Genomic DNA, 18,838 nt, shown 5'->3' on the forward strand with positions numbered 1-18,838 from the left:
CACAAGCGCAACTCATCATGTAGTATGCCGCAGCGCGCACTACATAACGCTGGATCGATGTCTGCCCAAGGCCCTTCGCAACCCTGAAAGCCCCGTCAGCAAGGCCTCCAAGCCGTTGATTGGTCCTAGCCCAGCCGCCAGCAATGGCATGTACTGGTCGGCAGGTTTGTGGTTTAAATGGCCGGAAGCTTCATTGTTAAATTGACGAGCTGAAAAGCGAAATAGCTGAGCAGAGTGAGGCAAGCAATGACTGAACACGTTCAAGTCGGTGGCCTGCAGGTCGCCAAAGTCCTGTTCGACTTCGTGAACAACGAAGCCATTCCCGGTACCGGCCTCACCGCCGAACAATTCTGGGAAGGTGCCGACAAGGTCATTCACGACCTGGCGCCGAAGAACAAAGCCCTACTCGCCAAACGCGATGACTTCCAGGCGCGCATCGATGCCTGGCATCAGCAGCATGCCGGCCAGGCGCACGATGCCGTGGCCTACAAAGCTTTCCTGCAAGAGATCGGTTATCTGCTGCCAGAAGCGGCTGATTTCCAGGCGACGACGCAAAACGTCGACGATGAAATCGCCCGCACCGCTGGCCCGCAACTGGTCGTGCCGGTGATGAATGCGCGCTTCGCGCTCAACGCCTCGAACGCTCGCTGGGGTTCGCTGTACGACGCCCTCTACGGCACCGACGCGATCAGCGAAGACGGCGGCGCGGAAAAAGGCAAAGGCTACAACAAGGTGCGTGGCGACAAAGTCATCGCCTTCGCCCGTGCTTTCCTCGACGAAGCCGCGCCACTGGCCGCGGGCTCCCACGTCGACTCGACCGGCTACAAGATCGCTGACGGCAAACTGGTCGTGACGCTCAAGGGCGGCAGCAACAGCGGCCTTCGCGATGACGCCCAGTTGATCGGCTTCCAGGGCGACGCCAACGCACCGATCGCGGTGCTGCTCAAGCACAACGGCCTGCACTTCGAAATCCAGATCGATGCCAGCACTCCGGTCGGCCAGACCGATGCCGCCGGGGTCAAAGACATTCTCATGGAAGCGGCGCTGACCACGATCATGGACTGCGAAGACTCCGTGGCCGCCGTCGATGCCGACGACAAAGTGGTGATCTACCGCAACTGGCTCGGCCTGATGAAGGGCGACCTCGCGGAATCCGTGTCCAAGGGCGGCCAGACGTTCACCCGCACCATGAACCCGGATCGCACCTACACCGCGCCCAATGGCGGTGAAGTGACACTGCACGGTCGTTCGCTGTTGTTCGTGCGCAACGTCGGCCATCTGATGACCATTGATGCGATCCTCGACAGCCAAGGTAACGAAGTGCCGGAAGGCATCCTCGACGGTCTGGTGACTTGCCTGGCAGCAATGCACAACCTCAACGGCAACACTTCGCGGCGCAACACCCGCACCGGTTCGGTGTACATCGTCAAACCGAAAATGCACGGCCCGGAAGAAGCGGCGTTTACCAACGAGCTGTTCGGGCGCATCGAAGACGTCCTGCGCCTGCCGCGCAACACCCTGAAAGTCGGGATCATGGACGAGGAGCGCCGCACCACGGTCAACCTCAAGGCCTGCATCAAGGCGGCCAGCGAGCGCGTGGTGTTCATCAACACCGGTTTCCTCGACCGCACCGGCGACGAAATCCACACTTCCATGGAAGCCGGCCCTGTCGTGCGCAAGGCTGACATGAAGGCCGAGAAGTGGATCGGCGCCTACGAGAACTGGAACGTCGATATCGGTCTGAGCACCGGCCTGCAAGGTCGCGCGCAAATCGGTAAAGGCATGTGGGCGATGCCGGATCTGATGGCCGCGATGCTCGAGCAGAAAATCGCTCACCCGCTTGCTGGTGCCAACACAGCGTGGGTACCGTCGCCAACCGCCGCTGCGTTGCACGCACTGCACTACCACAAGGTTGACGTGTTTGCGCGTCAGGCCGAACTGGCCAAACGTGCCCGTGCCTCGGTGGATGACATCCTGACCATTCCATTGGCAGTGAACCCAAGCTGGACACCAGAGCAGATCAAGAACGAACTGGACAACAACGCCCAGGGCATTCTCGGTTATGTGGTGCGCTGGATCGATCAGGGTGTCGGCTGCTCGAAAGTGCCGGACATCAACGACGTCGGCCTGATGGAAGACCGTGCGACGCTGCGCATCTCCAGCCAGCACATCGCCAACTGGCTGCGCCACGGCATCGTCAGCCAAGAGCAAGTGATGGAAAGCCTCAAGCGCATGGCGGCAGTGGTCGACCGTCAGAACGCCAACGACCCGCTGTATCGCCCGCTGGCACCGGACTTCGACAGCAACATCGCCTTCCAGGCGGCGGTCGAACTGGTGATCGAAGGCACCAGGCAGCCCAATGGCTATACCGAGCCGGTGCTGCACCGTCGTCGTCGTGAGTTCAAGGCCGCGAATGGTCTGTAATGTGCGCTGACGCTGGAAATGAAAAAGGCCCTGATCGAGAGATCAGGGCCTTTTTTTCTAAACGCAAAGTCAAAAGATCGCAGCCTTTGGCAGCTCCTACATGAGATCACCTGTAGGAGCTGCCGAAGGCTGCGATCTTTTGATCCTCAAATATTCAGGGCTCAATCCCCAATTCGTGTTTCACCAAATCAAGCAACTTCCTCGTATCAATCGGCTTGAGCAGAAAATCCACCACGCTCAAGTGCATCGCTTCGATCGCATCTTTCACGTCGGCATCGCCGGAGACGATGATGATCGGCATCGCTGCCCGCACCGATTCGCGCACCTGGCGGATCAGGTCGAGGCCATCGACATTGCCCATGCGCAGATCGGTAATGACCAGACCGATCAAAGGTTTTTCCTCTAGCATTTTCAGCGCGGTTTCACCGCTGGCTGCGGTCATGCAGCGAATGCCGTCCAGCGCGAGAATCTCCGACAACAGCTCGCGGGCATCCTTGTCGTCGTCGACAATCAGGACACGCTGCGGCGGCAGATCAGGTTCGAGCATTACTGCGCTGAGCGCTTCACGCTCGGCGTCGCTCAAAATATCGTGGTCGGACATGGCGTTCTCTAAGTGTTCAAACAATCCCTGGCAAGTCGTCAGACATCGCCGGACAGCGCTTCAATGTGCACTTCGTCGGATTTTTTTCCAAGTGCTTAGGGCAAGCTTTTCCGAGCTTTTGCGTAGGTTATTTCCGAAAATCGGCCAATGGTGGCAAAACCTAGACTTACGTCCAATGGGCACCCTGCCCGCCGGGGTCGACCATGGCCGCAACGATCCGACAACAACAATTCGAAAAAGACTGCGGTAATGGTTATGAGCAAAGCGGACGCCTTCACCCAGGCAGGGAAAACCGCGGTATTGCAGAACATTCAGGGCACCCTGCAATTCCTTCAGCGCTTCCCGCCCTTCAATCAGATGGAACACGCCCACCTCGCCTATCTGGTGGAGCAATGTCAGCTGCGTTTTTTTGCCCAGGGCAAGAGCATCATCAAACCGGCGGACGGCCCGGTGGAACATTTTCATATCGTCAAACAGGGTCGGGTGGTCGGCGAACGCCAGCACATCACCAAACCCGGCACCGAGACCACCTTCGAAATCACCACTGGCGAATGCTTTCCGCTGGCCGCGCTGCTCGGTGAGCGCGCCACGCGCACCGAACACCTGGCGGGCGAAGACACCTTTTGCCTGCAACTGAACAAACTGGCGTTCATCAAACTGTTCGCCCTTTCCAGCGCCTTCCGCGACTTCGCCCTGCGCGGGGTGAGCAGCCTGCTCGATCAGGTCAACCAGCAAGTCCAGCAAAAAGCCGTGGAAACCCTCGGCACTCAGTACTCGCTCAACACCCGCCTTGGTGAACTTGCGATGCGTCATCCGGTGACCTGCAGTGCCGATACGCCGCTGCGTGAAGCGGTGAAGCTGATGCACGAGCAACAGGTCGGCAGCATCGTCGCGGTGGATGAGCACAAGGCGCCGCTGGGGATCTTCACCTTGCGCGATTTGCGCCATGTGGTCGCCGAAGGTGTCGGTGATTTCAGCGACGCCATCGAACAGCACATGACCCGATCACCGTTTTATCTGTCGCCGGATCACAGCGCCTTCGATGCGGCAATCGCCATGACTGAGCGGCACATTGCTCACGTCTGCCTGGTCAAGGATCAGCGCCTGTGCGGCGTGGTGTCCGAGCGTGATCTGTTCTCCCTGCAACGGGTCGATCTGGTGCACCTCGCCCGGACCATCCGCAGCGCGCAGCGGGTCGAACAACTGGTGACCCTGCGCGGCGAGATCGGCCAACTGGTCGAGCGCATGCTCGCCCACGGCGCGTCATCGACGCAGATCACCCACATCATCACCCTGCTCAACGATCACACGGTGTGCCGGGTGATCGAACTCACCCTGGCGGAAAAAGGCGATCCGGGTGTGCCGTTCAGTTGGCTGTGTTTCGGCAGCGAGGGCCGGCGCGAGCAGACGCTGCACACCGACCAGGACAACGGCATTCTCTTCGACGCGCGCGATGCAGCACACGCGGCGGAGATTCGCGGCAAGCTGCTGCCGATCGCCCAGCAGATCAACCACAGCCTGGCGCAGTGCGGCTTCACCCTGTGCAAGGGCAACATCATGGCCGGCAATCCCGAGCTGTGTCTGTCGCGGGCCGAATGGGCGCGGCGCTTCGCGGCGTTTATCCGCGAAGCCACGCCGGAGAACCTGCTGGGCTCGAGCATTTATTTCGACCTGCGCGTGGTCTGGGGCGATGAGCAAGGCTGCGAGCAATTGCGCCAGGGCATTCTTGATCAGGTCGCCGACAACCGTTTGTTCCAGCGCATGCTGGCCGAGAACGCGTTGCGTAATCGCCCTCCCGTCGGGCGCTTCCGTGAGTTCGTGCTGGCACGCAAGAACGGTGAGAAGGCCACGCTGGATCTGAAAATTCAGGGCCTGACGCCGTTCGTGGACGGCGCCCGTTTGCTGGCGCTGGCCAACGGCATCGACGCCAATAACACCCTGGAACGCTTTCGCCAACTGGTCGATAAAGAGGTCATCGAGCCACTCGACGGCGCGGCCTATGAAGAGGCCTATCACTTCATTCAGCAGACCCGCATGCAGCAGCATCAGCTGCAGACCCGAGAGAATCAGCCGTATTCCAACCGCGTCGATCCCGACAGCCTCAATCACCTCGACCGACGCATCCTGCGTGAATCCCTGCGCCAGGCGCAGCGCCTGCAAAGCAGCCTGACCTTGCGGTATCAGCTATGAGCCTGTTTTCCTGGTTGCGCCCGGCCAGCCCCGTGGTGTCGGCGGATTTGCAGCAGCGGCTGGCGAAGCTGCCGGCGCTTGCCGAGCTGAGCGAATGCGACCTGCGCGAGCAGCGCTGGGTGGTGCTGGACCTGGAAACCACCGGCCTGAATATGAACAAGGATCGGGTTCTGTCGATCGGCGCGGTGGTGATCGAGGACGGCGCAATCGATTTCCGCCAACAATTCGAACGCACCTTGCAATGTCGCGAATTGAAGCTCAGCCCCAGTGTGCTGATTCATGGCTTGGGGCCGAATGCGATTGCCGCTGGCAGCGAACCGGCCGAGGCGTTGCTGGAGTTGCTGGAGTTTATCGGTGACAGTCCGGTGCTGGCGTTTCATGCGCCGTTCGATCAGCACATGCTCGGGCGCGCAGTGAAAGAACACTTGGGGTATAAGCTGCAGCATGTATTTCTCGATGTCGCGGACATTGCGCCGCTGTTATGTCCGCAGGCGCAGATCCGCGAGGCGGGGCTGGATGAGTGGATCGAGTGGTTCCGGCTCGAAGTGTTCGAACGGCATAACGCGAGTGCCGATGCGCTGGCCACGGCGGAACTGGCACTGATTCTGTTCAGCCGCGCGCGGGGGCAGCAGATTCTCAGTCCTTTGAATCTGCAACAGCGGTTGAGTCAGTGGAAGCGCAGGCAACAAAGTCATTCTTTCTAGTCCTCCTGTAGGAGCTGCCGCAGGCTGCGATCTTTTGATTTTGTAAACAGCAAGATCAAAAGATCGCAGCCTGCGGCAGCTCCTACAGAGGCATGCATCCATATCACCTGACCAGTGGCCAATTGCTAACCATTCCCACCTCTGCCAGAATCGCGAACTATTCTCGTTAGTTAACATTTCCCAATCGGTGATGTCCGGTGTCGTCAGTGCCCAACCCCCACAGTGAGCTCGTCGGTGCGATGTATCGCGACCATCGCGGTTGGCTGCTGGCGTGGTTGCGGCGCAATGTGGCGTGTCCGCAGCGTGCCGAGGACCTGAGCCAGGACACCTTCGTGCGCCTGCTCAACCGCGACGAGTTGTTGACACCGCGCGAACCTCGAGCGTTTCTGGTGGCGATCGCCAAAGGCCTGTTGTTCGACTACTTCCGCCGCGCTGCGCTGGAACAGGCCTACCTCACCGAACTGATGCTGATCCCCGAAGGCGAACAACCGTCGGTGGAAGAACAGCAAATGATCCTCGACGACCTCAAAGCCATCGATCGCCTGCTCGGCAAACTGTCGACCAAGGCCCGAGCGGCTTTCCTGTATAACCGCCTCGACGGCCTCAGCCACGCCGAGATTGCCGGCAAACTCGGCGTCTCGGTGCCGCGCGTGCGGCAGTATCTGGCGCAAGGGCTGCGTCAGTGCTACATCGCCCTGTACGGTGAACCGACATGACCGCGGCCAGTTCGCGGCCGGTGCCGGCGCACGTGCTGGACGCGGCGATTGCCTGGCAATTGACCCTCGATTCGAGCACCGCGCTGGAGCGCGAAGAATTCGCCAAATGGCATGCCGCCCATGAAGAACATGCCCGCGCCTGGCGTCAGTTGGGCATGCTCGATCAGCGCTTCAGCGTCGCCAAGGGCCCGGCCCGAAGTGCGTTGCTGCAATCGCGCGAAGGCATTCGCCGGCGCGTGCGCAAACTCGGCAGCGGGCTGGCCAGTGTCGTGGTGATCATCGGTCTGGGGCTGTTTGTCAGCGAGCGCTATCTGCCGCTGGATTACTGGCTCGCCGATCAACGCACCGCCACTGGCGAACAGCGCACCGTGCGTCTGTCCGACGGCACCCTGCTCAATCTCAATACCCACAGCGCGGTCGACGTGCGCTTCGATGACAAGCGCCGCTTGATCGTGCTGCAGGAAGGCGAAATTCTCGTTGAGACCGGGCATGGCGATGCGCGGCCGTTTATCGTCGAAACCCGCGAAGGCAGCATGCGCGCGCTGGGCACGCGGTTTCTGGTCAAGCGCGAGGACGACGGCACACGCCTGAGCGTGTTGCAGTCAGCGGTGGCGGCGCATGCCCAAGCCAACCCGCAAGAACAAATTCTGCGCGAAGGCCAGCAGGTGCTGCTGCGCAGTGACGGGCTGGGCTCGATTGCCGCCCTCGCCCCCGGCGCCGATGCCTGGACCCGGGGCATGCTGGTGGTGGACAACGCACGGCTGGGCGATCTGGTGCACGAGCTGGGGCGCTATCGTCGCGGGCATCTGGGCGTGGCGCCGGAAGTGGCCGATCTGCGCATTACCGGCAGCTTTCCGTTGCATGACACCGACAAGGCACTGAGTGCATTGCTGCCGACCCTGCCGGTGCAGATCGAGCGGCATACGCCGTATTGGGTCACCGTGGCGAAGGCTGATATCAAGCCTGAGTAATGCGCCCGCAGGAAAACCTGCCTTCGCGAGCAGGCTCGCTCCCACATTGGAATGCGATCACCTGTGGGAGCGAGCCTGCTCGCGAAGGCGCCATCAGCCGCACAACCATTTCCAACAAAAAAAGAATTTCCACCCCGCCCTATCACTTTTCCAATCTCATCCGGCACACAGGCAATTGAGAAATATTTCCATTCAGGAGCCGCCGTATGTCCCGTTCGCCAGACACCTTGTTGCGCCCCAGTCTGCTGGCTTTTGCCATCGCTTTCAGCACGCCGCTGATCAGCAGCCCGTTGCTCGCCGCTGAGCAAGCGTCCAGCGTACGCGCCTACAACCTGCCGGCGGCGCCGCTGTCGACCACCCTGAACCAGATCGCCAGCCAGGGCGGCCTCGCCCTGTCGCTCAATCCGGCGCTGGCCGCCGGCAAGACCTCGGCACCGGTCAACGGCCAATACGATGCCGCCGGCGCCCTGCGCGCGGCGTTGCGCGGCACCGGTCTGCAACTGGAACAGAGCAGCGCCGGCACTTACACCCTTGTGGCCGTGCCAGAAGGCACGCTGGCCCTGCCGGAAACTTCGGTCATCGGCGTCGAAAACTTCGAAAGTGCCTGGGGCCCGGTCGCAGGCTACACCGCGACCCGCACCGCCGCCGGCACCAAGACCGACACCGCACTGGTCGAAGCACCGCGTTCGATTTCGGTGGCGACCCGTCAGCAGATGGACGACCGCAGCGTGCACAGCCTCGATGACGCCGTGCGCTACATGCCGGGCATCACCGCCAGCAGCTACGGCAGCGACACGCGTGCCGACTGGCTGCGTGTGCGCGGTTTCGAACCGACCCAGTTCCTCGATGGCCTGCCGCTCCCCAAAGGCGTGTACGCCAACCCGAAACAGGAAACCTGGAACCTCGACCGCCTCGCCCTGCTCCGTGGCCCGGCCTCGTCGGTGTATGGCCAGACCCCGCCGGGCGGTTTGCTCGACATGGTCAGCCGCCGCCCGAGTGCCGAGGCCAGCAGCGAAATCCAGTTGCAATACGGCAGCGACAATCACCGCCAGATCAACTTCGCCAGCACCGGCAAGATCGACGACGCCGGGCAGTTTCTCTATGGCCTCAGCGGCGTGGTGCGCGACAGCGGCACGCAGGTCGACCACGTCGACAACAAGCGCTACAACATCGCGCCAAGCCTGACCTGGAACATCGACGACGACACCAAACTCACTCTGCTGAGCCAGTTCACCTGCGATGACACCGGCATCACCAGCCAGTTTCTGCCGATCCAGGGCACGAAGATCAAATCGCCGCTCGGTGATATTTCCCATCACAAGAATCTTGGCGATCCGGATTGGGAATACTACGACCGCACCTACTACGCGCTGGGTTACGCCTTCGAACATCGGTTGAACGATGTCTGGCAGTTCAAACAGAACCTGCGCTACACCAAGTCGGACCTGTCGTTCCAGTCGCTGACACCCGGTTCCTACCCGTTCACCACCGTGGATGCAGAGGGCAACGTCGGCCGAACCAGCACCAGCGTCGACGAAGACATCAGCCAGTTTGCCGTGGACAACAACTTCCAGGCCGACTTCGCCACGGGTGAGGTTCGCCACACCTTGCTGCTGGGTCTGGATCACCAGCGCAGCAACACCAACTACACCTCGATCTTTGGCGATGGTCTGCAAACCAATGTCATCAACCCGATCTACGGCCAGCCGATCGTACGTCCGGCGCGCTCCACCGCGTTTTACGACTACAACCAGAAGACCTACCAGACCGGCCTCTACGTGCAGGATCAGATGGCTCTCGACCAGTGGCGCCTGACCCTCGGCGGCCGAGAGGACTGGGTGCACACCAGCACCCAATTCATCAACCAGAGCGACGCCACCAACACTCAGCGTGACAAGAAGTTCAGCGGCAACGCGGCGCTCAGCTACGTCTTCGACAACGGCTTCGTGCCGTACCTGTCCTACGCCGAATCCTTCCAGCCGACCACCGGCGCCGATGCCACCTCGACCGGTTCGCTCAAGCCGACCGAAGGCAAGCAGTGGGAACTGGGCATCAAATACCAGCCACCGGGCAGCAAGACTTTGCTGACCGCCGCCGTGTATGACCTGACCCAGAAGAACGTCGCGGTGAACACCTTCGTCAACAACGTTTCAGTGACCAGCCAGACCGGCGAAGTGAAGGTCAAAGGCCTGGAACTGGAAGCCGTGTCCGACGTGACCGATAACCTCAAAGTCATCGCCGCCTACACCCTGGCCAAGTCCGAAGTGCAGAAAGGCGTCGACAAGGGCAACCGCCTGCAACTGATGCCCAACCAGCAAGCCTCGCTGTGGACCGACTACACCTGGCACAGCGGCGTGCTCGACGGTTTCGGCGTTGGCGCTGGCGTGCGTTACACCGGCAATACCTACGGCGACAAGGCCAACACCTGGCTGGGCAAGGCTGACGCCTACACCGTGTTCGACGCCAGCGTGCATTATGATCTCGGCCGTCTGGACAATAGCCTCAAAGGTGCGTCGCTGGCGGTGAATGCGACCAACCTGTTCGACAAGGACTACATTTCCACCTGCGACAGCTTCTACTGCTACTACGGCGACCAGCGCAGTGTCGTCGCCAGCGCCACTTACAAGTGGTAAGCCAGTGAGCTGAAACAGGCCCCGTTCCCAGGCCGTCCGTACCGGACGGCTTTGGTGTTTTTGAAGGTCATGCAATGAAAAGTAAAACCATCCGCCGCTGGTCATTCATCCACACCTGGACCAGCCTGATTTGCACAGTCTTTCTGCTGATGCTGGCACTGACCGGTCTGCCGCTGATTTTCAGCCACGAGATCGATCATTTGCTGGGTAACGCCCCGGAACTGCGCGAGATGCCGGCCGACACGCCGCAACTCAACCTGCAGCAACTGGTCGATGCCGCGCAGAAGCATCGCCCGGGCGAAGTTATGCAGTACTTCGGCTATGACGACGAAGAGCCGAACGCGGCATTCGCGATCATGGCCAGGACGGCCGACACCGAGCCGAACTCCTCGCACACCTTCATGCTCGATGCGCGCACTGGCGAAGCGCTGGAAACCCCTTCGGCCAACGGCGGCTTGATGCTGTTCATCCTGCGCCTGCACGTCGACATGTTCGCCGGGCTGCCGGGCAAGCTGCTGCTGGCGTTCATGGGGCTGCTGTTTGTCGTGGCGATCGTCTCCGGCACGGTGCTGTACCTGCCGTTCATGCGCCGCTTGAAATTCGGCACCGTGCGTCAGGACAAGTCGACAAGACTGCGCTGGCTCGACCTGCACAACCTGATCGGCGTCGTCACTTTGACCTGGTGCCTGGTGGTAGGCGTGACCGGGGTGATCAGCGCCTGCGCCGACCTACTCATTGCTGCGTGGCGCAACGATGCACTGACCACCCTGATCGCGCCGTATCGCGATGCGCCGCCGTTGACCCAACTGGCCCCGGCTACGCGTTTGCTCGACATCGCCGAAGAAGTGGCGCCGGGGATGAAACCGGATTTCATCGCCTTCCCCGGCACACGCTTTTCCAGTGAGCACCATTACTCGGTGTTCATGAAGGGCGGCACGCATTTGACCTCGCACCTGCTGACGCCGGTGCTGATCGATGCCACGACCTTGCAAGTGACAGCTGTGGCCGAGCGGCCGTGGTACATGGACGCCATGGGCATGTCGCAGCCGCTGCATTTTGGTGACTACGGCGGCATGCCGATGAAGATTCTCTGGGCGACTATGGATGTGCTGACGATCATCGTGCTGGCCAGTGGTGTGTATTTGTGGGTGGTGCGGCGCAAGGCGGCCAAGCCTGTACTGGAAACGGCGGAGGCCTCGGCATGAAGCCGCGTCAGTCGAGTTTCTGGAAAGTCTTCAGCACACCGATCGTGATCGCCCTGCTCAGTGCCGCAGGGCTGTTTGCGGCGTTGCTGGGGGATGGAGTCTGGGATGCTTTGAGCTGGGTCGGGCTTGGCGTGCCGGCATTTCTGGCGATAAGAGGTTTTCTGCCGCGAAGCTGAAAAACCCTTGTGGGAGCGAGCCTGCTCGCGAAAGCGCCCGGACACTCAACATCAAAGTCGACTGTCACGACGCCTTCGCGAGCAGGCTCGCTCCCACATGGGTTCTGCGCCGGCCGCGAGCAGGCTATGCTGCCCGATCATTGTCCTGATCGAGACCTTGCCATGTCCGCCCCCAGCATGACCCTGTACCACAACACCCTGTCGCCCTTTGTCCGCAAAGTCATGGTGCTGCTGCACGAAACCGGTCAGCAGGATCGTGTCGCGCTGCAGGACTGTGTGCTCAGCCCGGTCAGCCCGGACCCGGCGCTGATCGCCGACAACCCGTTGAGCAAAATCCCTGCCCTGCGTCTGGCCGATGGCAATGTCATCCATGACAGCCGCGTCATCCTTGAATATCTCGATCAGCAGCACGTCGGCAATCCGCTGATCCCCCGTGAAGGTGCGGCGCGCTGGCGGCGCCTGACGCTGGCGTCGATGGCTGACGGGATCATGGATGCCTCGGTGATGGTGCGTTATGAAACCGTGCTGCGCCCGGTGGAAAAACACTGGGACGAATGGCTGAACGCTCAGCGCGACAAGATCCGCCGCGCCCTCGCCGTGCTCGAGAGCGAAGCGATTGCCGAGCTGACCAGCCATTTCGATGTTGCGGCGATCAGCGTGGCCTGCGCGCTGGGCTATCTGGACCTGCGTTTCCCGGACATGGACTGGCGCGCGGCCAATCCGCAACTGGCCAACTGGTATTTCGAGGTGAGTCAGCGACCGTCCATGGTGGCGACGATGCCCAAGCCCTAAAGCTGCGCTGCCTGTTCCGGCCTCTTCGCGAGCAGGCTCGCTCCCACAGGATGGATGCCATACCCGAATCCCTTGTGGCAGCGAGCCTGCTCGGGAATGCACCACCTCGGTTCTGGCGGCAGCGCTGCAACAATCAGCGTCAGCAAAACCGCCACTTCCCTGCGCTCAGCTCGCAACCCGCTCATTGCATCGCCTCCACATCAAACTCCAACGGCCTGGCCGGCTTCAAACCAATCCCGTACCAGTCCAGTTTGCGCGTGAGCACCATGAACACCCCGAGCAGACCGAACAGCATCAACGAGCCCATCAGCAGCGCGTAATCCTCGGCGCTGAGCAATCCGTAGAGCAGGCCATACAGCGCCGCCAGCCCGGCCGAGAAACTCAAGCCATGCCGCGCGCTGCGCAGGACGTGGCTTACATAGAAGCCGATCAACAACACACAGCCACTCGCCGACAGCAGGTACGCCAGCGCAAAACCGATGTGTTCCGACAACGACAACAGCAGCAGGTAAAAGAACGCCAGCGCGACACCGACCAAGGCATATTGCACCGGATGCACCGCCAGGCTCTTGAGCACTTCGAAGAGGAAGAAACCGGCGAAGGTCAGGACGATGAACAGCAGCGCGTATTTGATCGCCCGGTCGCTCTTCAGGTACTGATCCACCGGATCGATGAAGCTCACGCCGAAGCTGCGCCCATTGAGTGCGTCACAGTCGCCAGCGACGCAGCGCTCCATTGCCTCTTGCAGGTTGGTGGAGAAAAAAGAGGTCTGCCAGTCTGCGCTGAAACCCTGATCGTTGATCTCGCGCTTGGCCGGCAGGAAGTTGCCGACGAAGCTGGGGTGCGGCCAATTGGCGGCGAGGTTGACGCTGCTGGTCTTGCCCACCGGCACCACACGCAGCGAGCCGGTGCCTTGCAGGCGCAGGTCGAAACCGAAGGTCAGTTGCGTGGCTTTGCTGGCGTCGAGCGCCGGCAGGGTCACGTGAACGCCCTCGCCGATCCAGGCCACTTCGCTGCCGGGCACGAAGTCCAGTTGCTGGCCGGCGAGCTCGAGTTTCAGCGCGTTTTCAATGCCACGAATATCGCTGATACCGACGGCGAGGAACGGCGCGTCGAACTGGTAATCGGCAAAGTTTTCCTTGATGCCCAACTGCGCTGGCAGGGAAAAATGCCCGTCTATACGGTTATCGGCATGGAACAGCCGCGCCTCGTAAATACCGCGTTTGCGCAGCTCGGTCTGGACTTGGCCGTCGAGTTCAAAACGCTCCGGCAGAAAGTACAACCGCCCACGCGCTTCGCTGATGTCCTCGTAGCGCTTGTTGGTTTTTTCGTTGGTCTTCCAGGTGCGCACCACCTTGCGATACGGCACTACCATCACCGGCCCGGTCAGTTGCTGGCTGTAACTGGAACTGCGCGCGATGTCTTCGAGCACACCGTCGCGCAGTTGCTGACGCTCATCGATGATGCCGTCGATCATCAGCAAGGGGATCAGCAACAGCAGGATCAGCAAGGCGATCGCGCCGAGCTTGATGGTCAGATTTTTGTTCATGGGACTCTCCCTGTTTGGATGGGGGGAGTCTGCTGATGCGCTGTGGTGGCAGTGTGGGGGGAATATGGAGATTGTGTGGAGAATGCATTCCCCTGTGGGAGCGAGCCTGCTCGCGAAGGCCGCGACTCGGTTTCAAGGCAAGCGCAATACCACCTCAACCCCGCCCTCGACATTGCCAATGCGCATCACCCCGCCATGCAACTTGACCACTTCTTCAACGAAGTTCAGCCCCAACCCGGTGCTCTTGCGTCCGCTGTCCGGGCGCGGCAGTGAGTAGAAGCGTTCGGTCAAACGCGGCAAGGCGTAATCGGGGATCGGCGTGGTCTGGTTAAACAGGCGGAACTCGACCTGCTCGCCAACCCGCTCGGCGCTCAAGCGCAACAAGCCCTGCGCCGGAGTGAAATCAAGCGCGTTCTCGAGCAGATTGCCCAACGCCTGGCGCAGCAGAAACGGCTCGCCAATCAACAGCAGATCTTCGCCGATCGCTTGCTCGACGCGCAGTTGTCTGCCCTCGATCCGCGCGGCCTGCGCCTTGAGCAGTTCCGTCATCAACACTGCCAGCGGCACGGCCACCCGTTCTTCCAGCCCTTGGCGTTGTTCGACTTGCGCCAGGTTGAGCAGGCGCTCGATCAACTGCTGCATCCGCGCGCTTTCGCTGTCGATGTTGCTGACGAAGCGCAAACGCTGGATCGGTGGCATATCACTTTGCAGCAACTCCGCTGCGCCCCGGATCGCCGCCAGCGGACTTTTCAATTCATGGGTCAGGGTATGCACATAGCGCTCGACGTAGGCCTTGCCTTCGAGCTGCGTGCGCATCTGCTCGACCGCCGTCGCCAGTTGCTCCAGTTCGCCGCCGCGATAATGCGGCACTTCCACGCGTCGGCCTTCGCTCACCGCTTGGGCGTAACCGGTCAAGCGGTGCAGCGCACGACTCAGCCACCACGACAACAACGCGCCGAACAACAGACCGAGGCCGATCAGTCCGGCACCGTAAAACAGCAAGCGCCGCTCGGTGCGATCGACGTAGGGTTGCAACGAACTGTTGGGCTTGGCCACGGTGACCACGCCGATGATCTTGCCGTTGTCGCGGATCGGCGCGCCGACGTGCATCACTGAAGAACTCGGATCGTCAGGATCGCTGCGGCTGGAGCGCGCGCCGTACTCGCCGCGCAAGGTCAGGTAAACATCGTTCCAGCGTGAATAATCCTGGCCGACCGCGACGCCGCTGGAGTCGAGCACGACGATGCCCTTGGCGTCGGTGACGTAGATGCGATGGTTGACCTGGTTCTTCGGCAAGCCCCAGATCGTCGCTTGCGGTTGACGCTCGCCATAGGCACGGAGCAGTTGCGGCCAGCGGTTCTCGCTGAGGGTGCCGGCCTTGAAATCGTCGCGCAGGATTTCTGCCATCAGGTTGGCGGTGTCGACCAACGTCTCTTCGGTGGACTGACGCACGCCGGGGCGGATTTCCTCCATCACCGTGTTGAGGACGAAATAACCGGTCAGGCCGACAAACAGCACGTACACCAGAAAGATCCGCAGCCCCAGCGACATCAGCTGTGCCCCGGGCTGTAGCTGTAACCGAGGCCGCGATGGGTCTGGATCGGCTCGGCCTCGGCGCGCACCAGGCGCAACTTGGCGCGCAGGCTTTTGATGTGACTGTCGATGCTGCGCTCGTAACCGGCATCGGCCGCTACGCCCAGCGCATCGAGCAGTTGCTCGCGGCTGAACACCCGCTCAGGTTGATCGAGCAGGCATTGCAGCAGACGAAATTCATGGCGGGTCAGGCTAAGCGGCTGGCCGCGGTAGCTGATCTGTACGCGTTCGGCATCGATGCGAAACAGCATTGAGCCTGCTTCCACGGTTGCGCGCGGCGCCATGCGTTTGAGGATGGCTTTGACACGCGCCGCCACTTCACGCGGGCTGAACGGCTTGACCACATAATCGTCGGCGCCGATCTCCAGGCCCACCACGCGGTCGATTTCAGCGTCGCGGGCGCTGAGAAACAGCACCGGCACTTCAGTGAAGCGCCGCAACTGCTTGCAGGTTTCGAAGCCACTGATGTCCGGCAAGCCGATATCGAGAATGATCAGGTCGGCCGGGGTTTGTCGCTGATGCTCCAGCGCCGCCGCGCCGAGGTTCAGCCACGTAGTGCTGAACCCCTCGCCCTGCAAGGCAAAAATCAGTGTGTCGGCAATCGCCGCTTCGTCTTCGACAATCAGGATGTGCGGCATGGCGTCCGAGCCCGTGGCAGTTAGTGCGCGAACGGTGCCCCAAGCCCGGGGTTACGTCAATCAGACCACTTAGCAGTCAGGCTTGTCGGCGGTGTAACGCCGCGCCGGATTGACCGCCGCGCCGAACTCGCGCAAGGCCTTGGCGCCGATCAGCAGCGGATAGTTGAAGTGGCTGCGGTCGGTCAGGTTGACCTCGACGGTGCGTTTGACGTTGCCCAGGCACAGTTCCAGATCGACCACCGGGCGCTTGGCGACATCGCTGCTGTCGCGCTCTTCATCGTCCTCGTCGGAACGGCTTTTGATCTTGCTGATGCGCGCGACCTTATGCTCGAAGACCTTGTTGCTGGCGTCCTTGGTGGCGAGGCGGAAACGCACCCAGTCTTCGCCATCGCGGGTGAAGGTCTCGATGTCCTTGGCCGACAGCGAGGCGGTCAGCGCACCGGTGTCCATCTTGGCCTTGAGCACTTCGCCGCCAATTTCCGGCAGCGCGATGTATTCGTAGCGACCGTACAGCGTCGGCTCGGCGGCCATGACCGGCAGCGCGACGAGGGCAAACAGAGCAAGGAGGGATTTCACGTAAGGGGCTTCCTTGGAAATTGAGGGCGGCGGACTGGAGTTTTAGACACGCCCCGAGTTATTCGTTCGCTTCTCGGTCCTCATCGCGAGCAGGCTCGCTCCCCCATTTGGAATGCATTTCCCTGTGGGAGCGAGCCTGCTCGCGAAGAGGCCAGTGCATTCAGATCGAATCTTGAGCGAAGCATACCCGGCAAAAAGTGAAACATTCGTCAGCGCTGATTTGGCCTGTCGCGCGAAGCTGCTTATCATGGCTCGCCCCTGCCACTTCATAGAGTTGCTTATGCGCCGCCTGCTCACCGGCTGTTTCGTCACCCTGCTGTTGTTGCTCAACACCCTGATCCTGATCGGGCCGTTGATGGTGTTCGCCCTGCTCAAGCTGGTTGCACCCGGGCGCTGGCGGGATTACGCATCGGGGGCGGTGATGTGGATTGCCGAGACCTGGGCCGAGATCGACAAGCTAATCTTCCAGCTGTGCATCCCCACGCAGTGGGACATTCGCGGCGGCGACGATCTGCGCCGCGACACGTCCTATCTGGTGGTCAGCAACCATCAATCGTGGGTCGACATTCCGGCACTGATCCAGACCCTCAACCGGCGCACGCCGTTCTTCAAATTCTTTCTGAAAAAAGAGCTGATCTGGGTGCCGTTCCTTGGCCTGGCGTGGTGGGCGCTGGATTACCCGTTCATGAAGCGCTACACCAAAGCATTTCTGGCGAAGAACCCCGAGCTGGCGGGCAAGGATCTGGAAATCACCAAAGCCGCCTGCGAGCTGTTCAAGCGCCAACCGGTGACGGTGGTGAATTATCTGGAAGGCACGCGCTACACCTTGGCGAAAAGCACCCAGCAGGAATCACCGTTCAGCCACTTGCTCAAACCCAAGGCCGGCGGCGTGGCGTTCGTGCTGGCGGCGATGGGCGAACAGCTCGATGCGATGCTTGATGTGACGGTGGTGTATCCGCAGGAAAAAATCCCGGGCTTCTGGGATCTGATCAGCGGCAACGTGCCGCGAGTGATCATCGACATCAGGACCCGCGAACTCGACCCGGCGCTGTGGCAGGGCGATTACGAGAAAGATCCGGCGTTTCGCCAGCGTGTCCAGAACTGGGTCAACCAGCTCTGGACCGAGAAGGATCAGCGCATCGCCGAGCTGCGCGGCGAGCGCCGCTGACTCAACTGCCGGTGCCGGTGCCGACACCCCAGATGCTGCCGAGGCTGCTCAACAGCGAACCGCCGACGCCCTGCTGACCAAGATATTGCAGCAGCACCGGGGCAAACTGGCCGATCATGCCGCTGTCCATGCCCAAGGCGCTGAACGCGTTGTTCAGGTCGTTGCTGTCTTTGACATTGCCCAGCGCGTTTTCAAGACCTGCGGACTTGCCGGACGAACCGAGCAAAGCCCCGAGCGCCGCCAGATTGCCGCTGCCACCGGACAACTTGTCGATACCCGGCACTTCCTTGGCCAGTTGCGAATAGTCGGTGCTGCTCAACTGATTCTTTGCCAGCCCAAGCATCGCGCTGGTACCGCCAACGGCCTGCTCCGGGGTGACGTCCAGCGCACTCAGAGCACTCAACAAACCAGCGGTCTCCGAGGTCGGCGCCGCAGCGGCCGCCTTGTCGCCACCCTGCATCCCCGAGACCGCACCGGCCACGTCGTTCAAACTGAAACCGGCAAACACCGGCCCGGCGGCCAGGGTCAGGAGCGATGCCAGGGCAAAACCGCGTGAAATCTTCATTCAGACATCCTCTTGGGAAAAGCTGCCGCCGGACGACGGCGACAAAACTGCCGGTTTGACCGGGTATCGGTTGGCATGTTCCTCGCTCGGCACCTCCATTGTCATCATGCTCGGCAAATAAACCGGAAACTCGAGTTCCCTCGCGATGAACGGGACCTTAGCAGTCCGTTAAACGGAGAAAATCAATAAATCGGGGGCCTTCGGCAGCGCCTGCGATAACTTTGTCGGCGCGACAGGAGGCTGCGATCCTTTATGCCGTTTATCTGCCGCTTATTAGAAATCATATTTCTAACACGACTAAAATACTGTCAGTTCTGACAGTTGGCAGCAACCATCA

General features: G+C 61.1%; 16 protein-coding genes. 10 read left to right on the top strand and 6 right to left on the bottom strand.

Features of this window, described 5'->3' with window-relative positions; translation table 11 throughout:
- Positions 1-246 precede the first annotated feature (246 nt).
- Positions 247-2,424, top strand: coding sequence for a malate synthase G (locus tag AC4IHP_RS12665; protein ID WP_490831818.1), 2,178 nt, complete (start codon positions 247-249; stop codon positions 2,422-2,424).
- A 154-nt stretch (positions 2,425-2,578) separates the two neighbouring features.
- On the opposite strand, the gene AC4IHP_RS12670 is transcribed toward AC4IHP_RS12665, so the two are convergent.
- A complete protein-coding gene (locus AC4IHP_RS12670) occupies positions 2,579-3,025 on the bottom strand; it encodes a response regulator (protein WP_490831819.1) in 447 nt (148 codons plus the stop codon).
- A 249-nt stretch (positions 3,026-3,274) separates the two neighbouring features.
- Here AC4IHP_RS12670 and AC4IHP_RS12675 point away from each other — a divergent pair, with 249 nt between their 5' ends.
- The 8 genes from AC4IHP_RS12675 (at position 3,275) to AC4IHP_RS12710 (ending at position 12,412) form a co-directional block, all read left to right on the top strand.
- A complete protein-coding gene (locus AC4IHP_RS12675) occupies positions 3,275-5,215 on the top strand; it encodes a putative nucleotidyltransferase substrate binding domain-containing protein (protein WP_490831820.1) in 1,941 nt (646 codons plus the stop codon).
- Positions 5,212-5,919, top strand: coding sequence for a 3'-5' exonuclease (locus AC4IHP_RS12680; RefSeq protein ID WP_490831821.1), 708 nt, complete (start codon positions 5,212-5,214; stop codon positions 5,917-5,919). Before AC4IHP_RS12675 ends, AC4IHP_RS12680 begins: the two co-directional genes overlap by 4 nt.
- Positions 5,920-6,158: 239 nt before the next feature.
- Complete coding sequence (locus AC4IHP_RS12685; RefSeq protein WP_253505040.1) at positions 6,159-6,635, top strand: RNA polymerase sigma factor; 477 nt, start codon at positions 6,159-6,161, stop codon at positions 6,633-6,635.
- Positions 6,632-7,606 carry a FecR domain-containing protein gene (locus tag AC4IHP_RS12690; RefSeq protein WP_490831822.1) on the top strand — a complete coding sequence of 325 codons (975 nt, stop codon included), beginning with the start codon at positions 6,632-6,634 and terminating at the stop codon, positions 7,604-7,606. Before AC4IHP_RS12685 ends, AC4IHP_RS12690 begins: the two co-directional genes overlap by 4 nt.
- A gap of 206 nt (positions 7,607-7,812) precedes the next feature.
- The gene (locus tag AC4IHP_RS12695) at positions 7,813-10,239 is read left to right on the top strand and encodes a TonB-dependent siderophore receptor (RefSeq protein WP_490831823.1); all 2,427 of its coding nucleotides are present in this window, start codon (positions 7,813-7,815) and stop codon (positions 10,237-10,239) included.
- A gap of 74 nt (positions 10,240-10,313) precedes the next feature.
- A complete protein-coding gene (locus AC4IHP_RS12700) occupies positions 10,314-11,444 on the top strand; it encodes a PepSY-associated TM helix domain-containing protein (RefSeq protein WP_490831824.1) in 1,131 nt (376 codons plus the stop codon).
- On the top strand, positions 11,441-11,620 hold the full coding sequence (locus AC4IHP_RS12705) for a hypothetical protein (protein ID WP_460121929.1): 180 nt from the start codon (positions 11,441-11,443) through the stop codon (positions 11,618-11,620). Before AC4IHP_RS12700 ends, AC4IHP_RS12705 begins: the two co-directional genes overlap by 4 nt.
- Positions 11,621-11,782: 162 nt before the next feature.
- Positions 11,783-12,412: a glutathione S-transferase gene (locus AC4IHP_RS12710; RefSeq protein ID WP_076564381.1), complete on the top strand. Its 630-nt coding sequence runs from the start codon at positions 11,783-11,785 to the stop codon at positions 12,410-12,412.
- A 181-nt stretch (positions 12,413-12,593) separates the two neighbouring features.
- Here AC4IHP_RS12710 and creD read toward each other — a convergent pair whose 3' ends face one another.
- From creD to rloA2, 4 genes are all read right to left on the bottom strand, one after another.
- Positions 12,594-13,961: a cell envelope integrity protein CreD gene (creD, locus tag AC4IHP_RS12715; RefSeq protein ID WP_490831825.1), complete on the bottom strand. Its 1,368-nt coding sequence runs from the start codon at positions 13,959-13,961 to the stop codon at positions 12,594-12,596.
- Between the two features lie 132 nt (positions 13,962-14,093).
- A complete protein-coding gene (gene creC, locus AC4IHP_RS12720) occupies positions 14,094-15,512 on the bottom strand; it encodes a two-component system sensor histidine kinase CreC (RefSeq protein WP_490831826.1) in 1,419 nt (472 codons plus the stop codon).
- Positions 15,512-16,192, bottom strand: coding sequence for a two-component system response regulator CreB (gene creB, locus AC4IHP_RS12725; protein ID WP_490831827.1), 681 nt, complete (start codon positions 16,190-16,192; stop codon positions 15,512-15,514). Before creB ends, creC begins: the two co-directional genes overlap by 1 nt.
- Before the next feature lie 69 nt (positions 16,193-16,261).
- Positions 16,262-16,768 (bottom strand): retropepsin-like aspartic peptidase RloA2, encoded by a 507-nt coding sequence (gene rloA2, locus AC4IHP_RS12730; RefSeq protein ID WP_016772839.1) that lies wholly within the window; start codon positions 16,766-16,768, stop codon positions 16,262-16,264.
- 280 nt (positions 16,769-17,048) lie between these two features.
- On the opposite strand from rloA2, the gene yihG reads away from it, so the two are divergent.
- A complete protein-coding gene (gene yihG / locus AC4IHP_RS12735) occupies positions 17,049-17,936 on the top strand; it encodes a 1-acylglycerol-3-phosphate O-acyltransferase, YihG family (protein ID WP_490831828.1) in 888 nt (295 codons plus the stop codon).
- 1 nt (position 17,937) lies between these two features.
- Here the strand turns inward: yihG and AC4IHP_RS12740 are convergent, their stop codons facing one another.
- Complete coding sequence (locus AC4IHP_RS12740) at positions 17,938-18,501, bottom strand: DUF2780 domain-containing protein (RefSeq protein WP_490831829.1); 564 nt, start codon at positions 18,499-18,501, stop codon at positions 17,938-17,940.
- Between the last annotated feature and the right edge of the window lie 337 nt (positions 18,502-18,838).

Source organism: Pseudomonas sp. UF-293, from assembly GCF_058245595.1.